The sequence below is a fragment of the Nocardiopsis flavescens genome (assembly GCF_900141985.1).
GTDB lineage: Bacteria > Actinomycetota > Actinomycetes > Streptosporangiales > Streptosporangiaceae > Nocardiopsis > Nocardiopsis flavescens.
Window position 1 is genome coordinate 400,253 of record NZ_FQZK01000003.1, and the last position, 13,654, is coordinate 413,906.

Sequence of the window (13,654 nt, forward strand, 5' to 3'; positions counted from 1 at the left end):
GGCGCGCACCGGGGACGGAACGACTCAATGGGGAAGATCTCTCCCCAAACCCCCACCCGGCCCGTGGCTCCGGCACGCATGACCCGACGTGCCGGTGGCCCCCCGCGCGTGGACACCCCGCTCACACGTCCCCCGAAGTTCCAGGAGGTCGAGATGCATTCCATCTACAACGGCGTTCCAGCAGGCCGTTTGCCCAAGGTCGAGTGGACCAAGAGCAGCTGGAGCAATCCGGATGGGAACTGCGTCGAGGTGGCGACCCTGCCCGGAGGGGAGTTCGCGGTGCGCAATTCGAGGGACCCCCAGGGGCCGGTGCTGGTCTACACCCACGCCGAGCTGGAGGCCTTCGTCCGCGGTGCCAAGACGGGCGACTTCGACGCCCTCCTGAGGTAGCCGCCCCCCGAACCCCGCCCGGTCCACGCCGGCGCCGCGCCCCCGGGCCGCGGACGGCGCCGGACCGGGGGAACACGACCCTCCCGGAAAGCCGTCCGCACCGATGGCCACCGCACCGGACCCCGGCCGCGCGGTGACCGCCTTCCGTCCACGGTGCGGGCGCACGGGGAGCCCGGCGCCCCTCGCGGGGTGCCGGGCTCCTCGTCTTGCGGGACGGGTGGCGGGAACGCGGATCAATGCCCTGCGCGGGCTCGGGAGTGCCCCGCCGCCCCGGGACCCGCTACAGGCGGGTGGGGTCCACGCCGCCGCCCGCGCCCACCGGGGGCGTCTCCCACGGGAAGTGGGTGGCGCCCAGCGCGGGCTTGAGGTCGAACAGCCACGCCGCCTTCTCGTCGTACTTCGCGAAGAACGGCCGGCCCACCAGGTCGGGGTCGCGCGCCTGGATGAAGTGCAGCGCGAACACCTTCTCGCCGGCGATCTCGGTGACGCCGTCCACGCACACCTTGCCCGGGGTCGCCGACATGGACGGGCCGCGGACGGTGCGGGCCAGGCCGGAGACGTTCGTGTAGGCCCCGCGGAAGATGTCGTAGGCCTCGGCCAGCGGGACGGCGAAGTAGTCCTGCGGGCCGGTGTCGCGCTCGACGAACATGTAGTACGGGACCATCCCGTGGCGCAGGTGGGTGCGCCACATGCTCTCCCACGTCGCGGAGTCGTCGTTGATCGTGCGGATCAGCGGCGCCTGGGTGCGGATGACCGCCCCGGTGGCGCGGATGCGCCGCACGGCGTCCTGGACGATCTCCGGCTCCATCTCCTTGGGGTGGGAGAAGTGCGCCATGAACGCCAGGTTCTTGCCCGAGGCGACGACCTTCTCGAAGAGCCGGAGGGTGTCGTCGGCGTCCGGGTCGGTCACGAAGCGCTGCGGCCAGTAGGCCAGCGCCTTGGTCCCGATCCGGATGGCCTCCAGGTGCTCGATCTCCAGCAGCGGCTCGATGTACTTGGAGATCACCCCCTCGCCCATGATCATCGGGTCGCCCCCGGTGAACAGGACGCTGGTGACCTCCGGGTGCGAGCGGACGTACTCGACCAGCTGGTCGATCTCGCTGGAGGCGAACTTCAGGTCGGCGTCGCCGACGAACTGGGCCCAGCGGAAGCAGTACGTGCAGTACGCGTGGCAGGTCTGCCCCTGCTTGGGGAAGAAGAGCACGGTCTCCCGGTACTTGTGCTGGAGGCCGGGGATCGGCTCCTCGCCCACCTTGGGGACGTTGAGGTCCATCTGCCCGGCGGGGTGCGGGTTGAGCCGCGCGCGGACGGCGTTGGCCGCCTCGTTCAGCTCCTTGCGCGCCGCGCCGGCCTTGATCAGGTCGGCGATGCGCGCCACGTCGCCCTGCGGAAGCATGTCCGCCTGCGGGAACACCAGCCGGTAGATCGGGTCGTCGGGCGCGGCGTCCCAGTCGATCAGCTCGTCAAGGACATAGGCGTTGACCCGGAAGGGCAGGACGGTCGCCACCGCCTGTACCGCGAGCCGCTCGTCGGCGGCGAGTCCGGCACGAGCGGTGAGCTCGTCAATGTGCTTCGTCGTGTAGGCACGAAACCGACGTCCGGTGGTGGACGGGGACAGTGCCGCCTCTGGCGTAACGCTCACGCCTCTCCTCTCCTGCACGTGGTTCAGGGCCCCCGCGCGGGGTCGTGAGGGCAGCCCTGATCCGGGGGTTCCGGCCGAGGACGGCCGGGGGACCTCCGGAAACGGAATTCGTGTTCGGTTGTCACATGTACCCGGAGCGTCAGCACCCGGGCCAGCGAGCGGATATACCCCTACTAGGGGATTTGTACCCAGGTGAAGCAAAATACAGCCCTGACCTGGACATACGGGAAGTATCCTCGCATGTGTGGATGAATGTCCCGGACCGCGGGGCTTTCCGCGTCACCCGGTACGGTGTTCGCAGACCACCCGCGCACCCGTCGGCGTGTGCCCGCACCGGCGCGGGGACCTGCACCGACGGCGTGCGTCCACCGCACCACCACACCGTGAAGGACGCCACGTGACAGGCACCTCCGACGCGGACGCACCCGTCGCACTCCGCCGCACCTCGCCGCCGATCATCGCCGTCGACGCGATGGGCGGCGACAACGCCCCCGAGGAGATCGTCAAGGGCGCCGTCCTGGCCGTGCGCGAGATGGGCCTGCGGATCGTCCTCGTGGGCCGCCGCACCGAGATCGCCTCCCTGCTCGCCGAGCACGACGCCCTGCGCGCCATCCCCGTCGTCCACGCCGAGGACAGCCTCGCCATGCACGAGGGCGCCCTGGCCAGCTGGCGGCGGCCCCGCTCCAGCGCCGCGGTCGCCTGCCGCCTGATCCGGCGCGGGGACGCCGACGCCCTGGTCTCGGCCGGGTCCACCGGCGGCGTCGTGGCCACGTCCACCGTGCGCCTGCGCACCCAGCACGGGGTGCTGCGGCCCGCCCTGGCGGTCACCCTGCCCACCGGCGAGACGCCGACGGTCATGGTCGACGCCGGGGCCAACGCCGACGCCAAGCCGGAGATGCTGGTGCAGTTCGCCCACCTGGGGTGCGCCTACGCCCAGACCGCCTTCGGCGTGCAGCGCCCCCGGGTGGGGCTGCTCACCATCGGCTCGGAGCCGGGCAAGGGCAACAAGCTCGTCCGCCGGACCGCGGAACTGCTGTCCGCCGCCGCCGAGGACTCCACCGTCATGGACTACCGGGGCAACATCGAGGGCCACGACCTGCTCGCGCGCAAGGTGGACGTGATCGTCACCGACGGGCACACCGGGAACGTGGCGCTCAAGACCGTGGAGGGGACGGCGGCGTTCGCCATGGACGCCGTCCGCACGGCGCTGACCTCGTCCGTGGCGGCCAAGGCCGGGGCCGTGCTCCAGCGCCGGGCGCTGCGGGGGCTGCGCGAGCGCCTGGACAGCGAGACCTACGGCGGCGCCGCCCTGCTGGGGCTCAACGGCACCGTCGTGATCGCCCACGGCGACAGCCGGGCGCGCGGCATCGCCCACGCCTGCCGGCTCGCCCACGACCTGGCGGCCGGGGACATCGGCGAGCAGGTACGCCGCCGGGTGCACACGCGCCCCTCCGGGTGGCTGCACCGGCTGGCCCAGTCGGAGGGGCCCGCCGAGGGCCGCTGAGGCCTCCCGGAACCGCTGAGAACACTCCTGCGGGCTCGGTACGCTTGGGGCATGGCCGACCCGCAGGAAGTACTCTCGCGACGGGTCCAGTCCGCTCTCGGCGCCGCCTTCGGCCCCGAGTACGGCGACACCGACCCCGTCATCCGCCCGTCACAGTTCGCCGACTACCAGGCGAACGCCGCGCTCGCACTCGCCAAGCGCCTGGGCCGAAAGCCGCGCGAGGTGTCCGCGGCGATCATGGAACACCTCGACGTCGCCGACGTCTGCTCCGCCGTCGAGGTCAGCGGACCCGGCTTCATCAACCTCACCCTGCGCGACGACTGGATCTCCGGGCGGACCCGCGAGCTGCTGGACGACGAGCGCCTGGGCGTGCCCGCCCAGGAGCGCCGCACCATCCCGCTCGACTACTCCGCGCCCAACGTGGCCAAGGAGATGCACGTCGGCCACCTGCGCACGACCGTGGTCGGCGACTCGCTGGCGCGGACCCTGGAGTTCCTGGGCCACCACGTCATCCGCCAGAACCACATCGGCGACTGGGGCACGCCCTTCGGCATGCTCATCGAGCACCTGCTGGAGGTGGGCGAGGACTCCCCCGAGGCCGGCCTGCTCACCACCGACCCCAACGCCTTCTACCAGGCGGCGCGCACGAAGTTCGACTCTTCGGGCCCGGGCCCGGAGGAGTTCGCCGCCCGCGCCCGACGCCGGGTGGTCGCCCTCCAGGGCGGCGACGGCGAAACGCTGCGCCTGTGGAACAAGCTCGTGGGCCTGTCCAAGGTGTACTTCAACAAGGTGTACGCCAAGCTGGGCGTCACCCTCACCGACGACGACCTGGCCGGCGAGAGCACCTACAACGACCTGCTCGCCGACGTGTGCGACGAGCTGGAGGCCAAGGGCATCGCCGAGATCAGCGACGGCGCCCTGTGCGTGTTCCTGGACGGCTTCACCGGCCGCGAGGGCAGGCCGGTCCCGCTGATCGTCCGCAAGAGCGACGGCGGCTACGGCTACGCCACCACCGACCTCGCCACGGTCCGCTACCGGGTGGACGACCTCAAGGCCGACCGCATCCTGTACGTGGTGGGCGCCCCGCAGGCGATGCACTTCAAGATGGTGTGGGCCGCCGCGCGCGAGGCGGGCTGGCTGCCGGACTCCGTCGAGACCACCCACGTGCAGATCGGCAACGTGCTGGGCGCGGACGGCAAGATCCTGCGGACCCGCAGCGGCGCCCCGGTGCGGCTGATGGCGCTGCTGGACGAGGCGGTCGAGCGGGCGGCCGCGGTGGTCCGGGAGAACCGGCCCGACCTGGGCGAGGAGGAGCAGGCGGAGATCGCCCGCCAGGTGGGCATCGGCGCGGTCAAGTACGCCGACCTGTCGGTGGCGCACGACACCGAGTACACCTTCGACTTCGACCGCATGCTGGCGCTGACCGGCAACACCGGCCCCTACCTCCAGTACGCGCAGGCCCGGATCCGGTCGATCTTCCGCAAGGGCGGGCTCTCCCCCGAGGGCGCGCGGGCGGACATCGCCGTGGGCCACGGGGCCGAGCGCGCGCTGGCGCTGAAGCTGCTGGAGTTCGGCCCGGTGGTGGCGCAGGTCGGCGATCTGCTCCAGCCGCACCGGCTGTCGTCGTACCTGTTCGAGCTGGCCCAGTCGCTGACGGCGTTCTACGAGCACTGCCCCGTGCTGTCCGCCGCGACCGGGGCCGAGCGCGAGTCGCGGCTGACGCTGATCGCGCTGGCGCTGCGGGTCCTGGTCCAGGGCCTGGACCTGCTGGGCGTGGAGGCCCCCGAGCACATGTAGGCACTCCCCGGGGGGCCGGAACGCGATGGCGCGTTCCGGCCCCCTTCCGTGTGTCCGGGGCCGCCGCCGGGCCCGGACCGGTCACCGTCCGAGAGAACTCTCACAGCGGACGAATTCCCTTGCACGCTAGGTTTCTCCGCGTTCCGGAACGGAGCGAGTCCGATCTCTCGCCCTCCCGCGTGTCCCGGGCCCGGACCGGAACAGGACACCGGACCTAGGCTGGACGGACAAAAGACACATTGCGGACATAAGGGAGAAGTAGGTATGGAATCCACACCGGTCGGTCCGGAGCCGGGCCTCTGGCACCTGGACCCCCTGCACTCCAGCCTCATCTTCGTGGCCCACTACCTGCGCTTCGGCCGGGTCCAGGGCACGTTCGGCCGGGCACGGGGCCGCGTCCTGGTCGCCGAGGACCCCGCGGCCTCCAAGGCCGAGGTGGTCATGGACGCCGCCAGCGTCAACACGGGTGTGGGCGCACGCGACGCGCACCTGCGCTCCCCCGACTTCCTCGACGTGGAGAACCACCCCGAGCTGCGGTTCGTGTCCACCGGCCTGGAGCCCGGGGGCCGCGGCCGCGACGCCTTCCGGCTGCACGGCGACCTGACGGTGCACGGCACGGCCGCACCCGTCACCCTGGAGGCCCGGTGGGTGGGCGAGGCGCCCGACTACGCCCGGCCCGACGACGTGCACGGCCACTTCTTCTCCGCCGCCACCCGCATCCGGCTGTCCGACCACGGCGTGGGCGACGGCGGCGCGGTGCCCTGGGGCGGACGGATGGTCGGGGACGAGGTCGACGTCGTCCTGGAGGTGCGGCTCCAGAACCAGGACCCGGCCCCCTTCCTGCGGCAGATCGGCCACGAGTCCTGAGGACCCCGCCGGCACCGGAACGGCGCGGGGGGCGGCGCGGAGCCGCCCCCGCCGTACCGGATCAGCCCCGGAGCAGGTCCTCGACCTCGGCCCTGGCCGGCATCGAGGAGCTGGCCCCGCGGCGCTGCACGGACAGCGCGGCCGCCGCCGCCGCGAAACGCATCGCCCCGGCCGGGTCGGCCCCCTCCGCACGGGCCACCGCGAAGGAGCCGCAGAACGTGTCGCCCGCGGCGGTGGTGTCCACGGCGTCCACCTTGAGCGCCGGGACGTGCACCGGCGCACCCGAGCGCGTCCCGTGCAGGGAGCCCTCGCCGCCCAGCGTGATGAGCACCTCCGGGACGCGCTCCAGCAGCGCCGCCAGGGCCTCGCGGGGGTCGGTGCGGCCGGTGATGGCCGCGGCCTCGTGCTCGTTGGGCACGAGCACGTCCACCGACTCCAGCAGCTCGTCGGGCAGGTCCCGGGCCGGGGCCGGGGTGAGGTGCACGCGGACCCCCTGCTCGCGGCCGGTGCGCGCCGCGGCCACGACCGCCTCCATCGGCAGCTCCAGCTGGAGCAGGAGGGCGTCGGCCCCGCCGATCAGCTCACGGTCGCCGGGGACGGTGCCGGTGACCCCGCCGTTGGCGCCGGGCACCACGATGATCGAGTTGCCGCCGCGGCCGTCCACGACGATGTGGGCGATCCCCGAGGGGCCCGGGACGGTGCGCAGCCCGGTGGTGTCGATCCCCGCGGCGACGAGGTTGTCCCGCAGCTCCGTGCCGAAGGCGTCCCCGCCGACCGCGCCCAGGAACACCGTGTCGGCCCCGGCGCGGGCGGCGGCGACCGCCTGGTTGGCGCCCTTGCCGCCGGGGACCTGCCGGAAGGCGGTACCGGTGACGGTCTCACCGGTGGCGGGAGCGGTGTCCGCGTAGGCCACCAGGTCCATGTTGACGCTGCCGAAAACGGCGATGCGCGGGGTGCTCACGCCCCGTCCTCCTTCTTCTTGTCGCGGGGCAGGCCCTCGTCCCCGTCCAGTCCCACGATGACCGGCGCGTGGTCGGAGGCGCCCTTGCCCTTGCGCTCCTCCCGGTCGATGCCCGCGCCGCTGACCCGGGCGCGCAGCGCCGGGGAGGCCAGCACGAAGTCGATGCGCATGCCGCGCCTCTTGGGGAAGGCCAGCCCCTTGTAGTCCCAGTAGGTGTACACGCCGGGGCCGGGGGTGCGGTCGCGGACGACGTCCTCGAAGCCGGCCTCGCCCAGGGCGCGGAAGGCCTCCCGCTCGGGCCCGGTGACGTGGGTGAGGCCGTCGAAGGCGGCGATGTCCCACACGTCCTCGTCGCGGGGGGCGATGTTGAAGTCGCCGCCGTAGGCGATCTGCGCGTCCGGGTCGGCGGCCAGGGCCGCCGACCCCGCCTCCCGCAGGGCATCCAGCCAGCGCAGCTTGTAGGCGTAGTGGGGGTGGTCGACCTCGCGGCCGTTGGGCACGTAGAGGCTCCACACCTGGACGCCGCCGCAGGTGGCGCCGATGGCGCGGGCCTCGGCCTCCTCGGGGTCGCCGTAGCCGGGCTGGCCGGGGAAGCCCACCTGTACGTCCTCCAGGCCGACCCGGGAGGCGATCGCGACGCCGTTCCACTGCGAGAGCCCGTGGTGGGCGACCTCGTAGCCGCGGTCGGTGAAGACGGAGGCGGGGAACTGGTCGTCCCTGGCCTTGGTCTCCTGGATGGCGAGGACGTCGGCCTCGCTCCGGTCGAGCCAGGCGCCGATCCGCTCGGCCCGGGCCCGGGCACTGTTCACATTCCAAGTCGCGATACGCACAGCGCCAGCCTAGGGCTTCGCGGCGACACCCGAGGTGAGCGCGGGGCGGGGAGGGCGGCGGGAGGGGCCGGGCGGTGCGGTGCGGCGGCCGGAAAGGGGTGGGCCCCGGTGCGGCCGTCCTCCGCACCGGGGCCCGACGGGACTCCCAGCACATGCCCGGTTGTTTCCGTCGCGCCCATTAGGACGGCCGAGGGGTCCCCCCGGTTCGCATTTCGCCCAAGGTTTTTTTCGGAGGCGTCACTCTCCGGGGTGGCCGGTCGGCACACCCCTTTTGTCGTGCGTCGATACAGAAGTCCCCGGACAGCACTGTGATACAGGCCACATAAGGCACCCCGGCCGAACGAGGCGACGACCGCCTCCCCGGCCGCTCCGGGGCCCCCGGCCGGGGGCGGCCCGTACCGCGGGACGGGCGGGGCCGCGGATCGTCGTCGGCGGGGGCTACCGTGTTCGGCATGCCCGAACCGCACCCCCGCCGCGACGCGGAACTGTCCCTCGCCCAGGCACGCCGGATCGCGATCGCCGCCCAGGGGCTGGCCGAGCCCCGGCCCGCGGGAACCCCGAACCTGGGCCACCTGGGCCGGGTGGTGAGCCGCCTGGGGATCCTCCAGATCGACAGCGTGAACGTGCTCGCCCGCAGCCAGTACCTGCCGGTGTTCGCCCGGATCGGCGGCTACGACACCGCGCTGCTGGACCGGGCGGCCACCACCGCCGCCAAGGCGGCCCCGGCCCGCCTGGTCGAGTGCTGGGCGCACGAGGCGAGCCTGGTGCCCCCGGCCACCCGGCAGCTCATGCGGTACCGCATGGAGCGCAACCGGGCCCGGTCCGGGGCGGGCGGGATGAGCGCCGTCCGGGAGGAGAACCCCGAACTCGTCAAGGCGGTGCACGAGGAGGTCGCCCGGATCGGCCCGGCCACCGCCCGGGAGGTGGAGGCCGCGCTCGCCCACGACGTGCCGCGCGCCAAGGACCACTGGGGGTGGAACTGGTCCGAGGTGAAGAAGTCCCTGGAGTACCTGTTCTGGGTCGGCGACCTGACCTCCAACGGCCGCAACTCCCAGTTCGAGCGCCGCTACGACCTGCCCGAACGCGTGCTGCCCGCCGGCGTGCACGCCGCACCACCGCTGAGCGGGGCGGACGCCCACCGGGAGCTGGTGGCCATCGCCGCCCGCGCCCACGGGATCGCCACCGAGCCCTGCCTGCGCGACTACTTCCGGCTCAAGAGCGCCGAGTCGCGCCCGGCCGTCGCCGACCTGGTGGACTCCGGCGAGCTGGTCCCCGTCCGGGTCCGGGGCTGGGACCGCCCCGCCTACCTGCACCGGGACGCCCGCGTCCCGCGCAAGGTGGCCGCGCGGGCGCTGCTGAGCCCGTTCGACTCGCTGGTGTGGACCCGGGACCGGGCCGAGGAGCTGTTCGGCTTCCGGTACCGGATCGAGATCTACACCCCGGCTGCCAAGCGGGTGCACGGCTACTACGTGCTGCCGTTCCTGCTGGGCGAGGACCTGGTGGCCCGGGTCGACCTCAAGGCCGACCGCGCCTCGGGCACCCTGCTCGCGCAGCGGATCACCCTGGAGGACGGCGCCCCCGGCGACACCCTGCCCCGGCTGGTGGAGCACCTGTCCGAGATGGCCGCCTGGCTCGGCCTCCCCAACGGCCCCGGCGGCCCCGCCCTGGCGGCGCGCTGAGCCGCCGCTCCCCCGGGACCGCGCGGTCCCGGGGGAGGCCGCGCGGCGCGGGGGGCGCGGGTCAGACTCGCTCGATGACGGTGACGTTGGCCTGGCCGCCGCCCTCGCACATGGTCTGGAGGCCGTAGCGGCCGCCGGTGCGGTGCAGCTCGTTGACCAGCTTGGCCATGAGGATGACGCCGGTGGCGCCCAGCGGGTGGCCCAGGGCGATCGCGCCGCCGTTGGGGTTGACCGTGGCGGGGTCGGCCCCCAGCTCCTCGATCCAGGAGAGCGGGACCGGGGCGAACGCCTCGTTGATCTCCGTGACGTCGATGTCGCCGATGCCCAGGCCCGCCTTCGCCAGAGCGGTCCTGGTGGCGGGGATCGGGGCGGTGAGCATGTAAACCGGGTCGTCGCCGACCAGGGAGAGCTGGACGATGCGGGCCAGCGGGGTGAGCCCGTGCCGCTCGACCGCGGCCCCGGAGGCGATGAGGACGGCGCCGGCGCCCACGGAGATCTGGCTGGCCACCGCCGCCGTCAGCTCCCAGCCCTCGCGCAGCGGCTTCAGGCCCGCCATCTTCTCCAGGGTGGTGTCGGGGCGCACGCCCTCGTCCCGGGAGACTCCCGCGATCGGGGCGATCTGGGAGTCGAAGCGCCCGTCGTCGAGTGCCTCGGCCGCGCGCCGGTGGCTCTCCAGGGCGTACTCCTCCAGCCGGTCGCGCTTGAAACCCCACTTCTCGCACATGAGCTGGGCGCCGCGGAACTGGGAGATCTCCTGGAAGCCGTAGCGCTCGGCCCAGCCCTCGCCGTACAGGCCCAGGCCGTTGTCGAGGGCGTACTGGACGTTGGAGCCCATGGGGACCATGCCCATGTTCTCGACGCCGGAGGCCACGACCAGGTCCTGGGTGCCGGACATGACGCCCTGGGCGGCGAAGTGGACGGCCTGCTGGGAGGAGCCGCACTGGCGGTCGATGGTGACGCCGGGGACGCTCTCGGGCAGCCCGGCGGACAGCCACGCGGTGCGGGCCAGGTCCAGGGCCTGGGGGCCGACCTGGCTGACACAGCCCATGATGACGTCCTCGACGGCGGACGGGTCCACGCCGGTCCGCTCGACGAGCGCCTTGAGCACGTGCGCGCCGAGGTCGGCGGGGTGGACGGCCGCCAGCGCGCCCTTCCTCGTCCCGACGGGGGTGCGGACGGCGTCGACGATGTATGCCTCGGCCACGGGTCCTCCAAGGGCCTGGGTGGTGTTGTCCTGTGAACCGAACTGTATTCGGTTTTGGTGGTCCGGCAAGACCCCGGCCCCCTTTCATCCTCCGATTCCCGCCCGTTCATCCCGGTGTGCTGCCCTGGAGGGGACGAGAGGAGACACGATGAGCGGGTTCGTCCTCGCCCTCGGCGCGGCCGCGGGCATGGTCCTGTTCTTCCTCACCTTCGCCTCCGGTCGCCGCGCCCTGGCCTGGGCCGTCGGCGGGGGCGCGCTGGCCGCCGGGTTCGTCGGCGCCGGGCTGCTCGGCGGGACCGCCCCCTGGGCCGCGCCCGCCGCGACCGCCTTCGCGGTGCTCCTGTGGGGCTGGATCCACCTGGCCTCCCGCTGGGTGGACGCGGACGAGGAGGCGGCCCGCCACTACCCGGAGTTCTCCTCCGGGGGCGTCGGCGCGGGCGTCGACTGACACGCCGCCGCACCCGGGGCGCGCCGGGCGGGGGCGCCCGGCGGGTACGGGGCACCGCCGGGGCGGACACCGCGGAACACCGAGGGCCTTCCGGCGACCGGGGCGGACCCCGCGGTCCACACCGGCGCGGCCGGCCCCGTCGGAGGGGCCCGGGCGCCCGGCGGGCACGGGATACCGTGGCGGCGAAAGCAGCGGAACACCCGAGTACCGGCGCCCCCGCCACCCGCGTCGAACGGGACGGGTCCGGGCCCGGCGCGCCTCTAGGGGCGCCCGTCCTCCCGGACCACGCGGCCCGCGTCCCCCTCGTCGCCGAGCGTCTCGGCGGTCATCCGCTCCAGGGCGGCCACGACCTCCGGGTGCGCCCGCGGGTCGTAGTCGTGCGACAGGGACTCCAGCGCCTCACGCTGCGCGTCGAAGACGCGGCGCGCGGCGGCCTCCCCCGCGGGGCCCAGCTCCCAGGGCTCGCCCTCCCCGGTGAGGTACCCCGCCTCCAGCAGCTCCCGGTGGACCGCCTCCCAGCGGTCGTCGGGCAGGCGGGACATCTCCGCCAGCTCGGACACCCGCAGCGGCCCGGTCACCGCCAGGTGGCTCAGCGTCCAGCAGGCGCGCGGCGAGATCTCCAGCCCGGCGGCGGAGCGCAGCCGGGCGTACATCTCCCGGGCCCCCTCGTGGCCGCAGGCGCGGTAGATCTCCCGCTCGACGGCCTCGATCGCGGTGCGCCCGCCCGAGGCCACCGGCGGGAGGGACTCCCCCAGGTCGGCGGGCTGGGAGCCCACCGTGGTGCGCAGCGGCACCTGCGGCAGGAACACGGCGAGCGCCAGCCCGACCAGGGCCACCGGCACCGCGCACAGGAACACCACGTCGATGGCGTCGGCGTAGGCCTGGAGGAACATCGCCTGCTCCTGCGGGGGCAGCGCGTCCAGGGCGCGCGGGTCGCTCTCCAGGCTCGCCGCGTCCACGCCCGGCGGCAGCCCCGACCCCCCGGCGCGGGCCGCCAGGTTGCCCGCCAGCTGCCCGGAGAACACCGCGCCGAACACCGCCGTGCCGAACGACCCGCCGATGGACCGGAAGAACGTGGCCGCGGAGGTGGCCGCGCCCAGGTCGGCGTAGTCGGCGGCGTTCTGCACGACCACCACCACGACCTGCATGACCAGCCCCAGCCCCACGCCCAGCACGAAGAACGAGCCCCACATCCGCAGGTCGGACGTCTCCGGCCCCAGACGCGACAGCAGGAACAGGCCCAGCGACGTCACCGCCATCCCGGCGATCGGATACGGCTTGTACCGGCCCGTGCGGGTGACCAGCCGCCCGGAGGTGATGGAGGTGAGGAAGAGCCCGAGCACCATCGGCAGCAGGAACAGCCCCGAGGCCGTCGGCGACTGGCCGTGGACGATCTGGAGGAACAGCGGCAGGAACGCCATCGAGCCCATCATCGCGAACCCGACGCACAGGCCGATGGCCATGGCGACCGCCACGACCGGGTTGCGGAACAGCCCCAGCGGCATCACCGGCTCGGCCGCGCGCCGGGCCGAGAGCCACCAGCCGAACCCGAGCGCGACGCCGGCCAGCGCCAGGCCGACGATCTGCGGCGATGCCCAGGCGTAGACCGCGCCGCCCCAGGAGGCGACCAGTGTGAGGCACACGGCGGTGGCGGCCAGCAGCACGATCCCGGCGTAGTCGATGGTCCGCCGGCCGGTGGGCCGGGTGGAGGGGAGCACCGCCACGACCGTCGCGAACGCCAGCACGCCCAGGGGCAGGTTGACGTAGAACACCCACCGCCAGGAGAGGTGGTCGACGAACAGGCCGCCCAGCAGCGGCCCGGCCACGCTGGAGACGCCGAAGACCGCGCCGAACAGCCCCTGGTAGCGGCCGCGTTCGCGGGGGGAGACGACGTCCCCGACGATCGCCATGGACAGCACCATCAGACCGCCGCCGCCGATGCCCTGGAGTCCGCGGAAGAGGATGAGCTGGAACATGTCCTGGGCCAGCCCGCACAGCGCCGAGCCGGCCAGGAACACGGCGATGCAGACCAGGTACAGCGGCTTGCGGCCGAACTGGTCGCCGAGCTTGCCCCACAGCGGGGTGCTGGCGGTGACCGCGAGCAGGTAGGACGTGATGACCCAGGACAGGTGGTTGAGCCCGCCCAGGTCGGAGACGATGGTCGGCAGCGCCGTGGACACGATCGTCTGGTCGAGCGCGGACAGCAGCACGGTGAGCATGAGCGCGGCCATGATCACCGCGATCCGCCCCCCGCGGTGGTCGCGCCGCTCCCTCTGGGCCTGGGCCATCGGCTCCGCCTTCCGTCCGCCGGTGCGGTCACCTTAGAAGCGGT

11 protein-coding genes are annotated in these 13,654 nt (G+C 73.6%); 6 read left to right on the plus strand and 5 right to left on the minus strand.

All coding sequences use genetic code 11. From position 1 onward, the window contains the following. The first annotated feature begins 153 nt into the window (after positions 1–153). Entirely contained in the window at positions 154–390 is a 237-nt protein-coding gene (locus BUE45_RS08470) for a DUF397 domain-containing protein (protein WP_073377193.1), read from the plus strand. A 280-nt stretch (positions 391–670) separates the two neighbouring features. Here the strand turns inward: BUE45_RS08470 and BUE45_RS08475 are convergent, their stop codons facing one another. After that, positions 671–2,032 carry a KamA family radical SAM protein gene (locus tag BUE45_RS08475; protein WP_084737030.1) on the minus strand — a complete coding sequence of 454 codons (1,362 nt, stop codon included), beginning with the start codon at positions 2,030–2,032 and terminating at the stop codon, positions 671–673. A 397-nt stretch (positions 2,033–2,429) separates the two neighbouring features. On the opposite strand from BUE45_RS08475, the gene plsX reads away from it, so the two are divergent. From plsX to BUE45_RS08490, 3 genes are all read left to right on the plus strand, one after another. Further along, positions 2,430–3,536, plus strand: a complete 1,107-nt coding sequence (plsX, locus tag BUE45_RS08480) for a phosphate acyltransferase PlsX (RefSeq protein ID WP_073377196.1) — start codon at positions 2,430–2,432, stop codon at positions 3,534–3,536. Between the two features lie 51 nt (positions 3,537–3,587). After that, positions 3,588–5,333 carry an arginine--tRNA ligase gene (gene argS, locus BUE45_RS08485; protein ID WP_073377198.1) on the plus strand — a complete coding sequence of 582 codons (1,746 nt, stop codon included), beginning with the start codon at positions 3,588–3,590 and terminating at the stop codon, positions 5,331–5,333. A gap of 264 nt (positions 5,334–5,597) precedes the next feature. Further along, entirely contained in the window at positions 5,598–6,200 is a 603-nt protein-coding gene (locus tag BUE45_RS08490; RefSeq protein WP_073377200.1) for a YceI family protein, read from the plus strand. Positions 6,201–6,261: 61 nt separating this feature from the next. Here the strand turns inward: BUE45_RS08490 and rbsK are convergent, their stop codons facing one another. Beyond that, positions 6,262–7,161 (minus strand): ribokinase, encoded by a 900-nt coding sequence (rbsK, locus tag BUE45_RS08495; protein ID WP_073377202.1) that lies wholly within the window; start codon positions 7,159–7,161, stop codon positions 6,262–6,264. Beyond that, positions 7,158–7,991 (minus strand): exodeoxyribonuclease III, encoded by an 834-nt coding sequence (locus BUE45_RS08500; protein WP_178378479.1) that lies wholly within the window; start codon positions 7,989–7,991, stop codon positions 7,158–7,160. The genes rbsK and BUE45_RS08500 overlap by 4 nt, the downstream gene beginning before the upstream one ends. 452 nt (positions 7,992–8,443) lie before the next feature. On the opposite strand from BUE45_RS08500, the gene BUE45_RS08505 reads away from it, so the two are divergent. After that, positions 8,444–9,670 carry a winged helix-turn-helix domain-containing protein gene (locus tag BUE45_RS08505; RefSeq protein WP_073377495.1) on the plus strand — a complete coding sequence of 409 codons (1,227 nt, stop codon included), beginning with the start codon at positions 8,444–8,446 and terminating at the stop codon, positions 9,668–9,670. 61 nt (positions 9,671–9,731) lie between these two features. Here BUE45_RS08505 and BUE45_RS08510 read toward each other — a convergent pair whose 3' ends face one another. Continuing rightward, complete coding sequence (locus BUE45_RS08510) at positions 9,732–10,874, minus strand: acetyl-CoA C-acetyltransferase (protein WP_073377204.1); 1,143 nt, start codon at positions 10,872–10,874, stop codon at positions 9,732–9,734. Between the two features lie 148 nt (positions 10,875–11,022). Here BUE45_RS08510 and BUE45_RS08515 point away from each other — a divergent pair, with 148 nt between their 5' ends. Further along, positions 11,023–11,322, plus strand: a complete 300-nt coding sequence (locus BUE45_RS08515) for a hypothetical protein (protein WP_073377206.1) — start codon at positions 11,023–11,025, stop codon at positions 11,320–11,322. Positions 11,323–11,582: 260 nt separating this feature from the next. Here the strand turns inward: BUE45_RS08515 and BUE45_RS08520 are convergent, their stop codons facing one another. Then, positions 11,583–13,610 (minus strand): MDR family MFS transporter, encoded by a 2,028-nt coding sequence (locus BUE45_RS08520; protein WP_073377209.1) that lies wholly within the window; start codon positions 13,608–13,610, stop codon positions 11,583–11,585. Positions 13,611–13,654 lie beyond the last annotated feature (44 nt).

Bases quoted from the DNA above. Each gene is read 5' to 3' on its own strand.
- BUE45_RS08515 (WP_073377206.1), top strand. From the start codon at position 11,023: ATGAGCGGGTTCGTCCTCGCCCTCGGCGCGGCCGCGGGCATGGTCCTG.
- argS (WP_073377198.1), top strand. From the start codon at position 3,588: ATGGCCGACCCGCAGGAAGTACTCTCGCGACGGGTCCAGTCCGCTCTC.
- BUE45_RS08470 (WP_073377193.1), top strand. From the start codon at position 154: ATGCATTCCATCTACAACGGCGTTCCAGCAGGCCGTTTGCCCAAGGTC.
- BUE45_RS08490 (WP_073377200.1), top strand. From the start codon at position 5,598: ATGGAATCCACACCGGTCGGTCCGGAGCCGGGCCTCTGGCACCTGGAC.
- BUE45_RS08505 (WP_073377495.1), top strand. From the start codon at position 8,444: ATGCCCGAACCGCACCCCCGCCGCGACGCGGAACTGTCCCTCGCCCAG.
- BUE45_RS08520 (WP_073377209.1), bottom strand. From the start codon at position 13,610: ATGGCCCAGGCCCAGAGGGAGCGGCGCGACCACCGCGGGGGGCGGATC.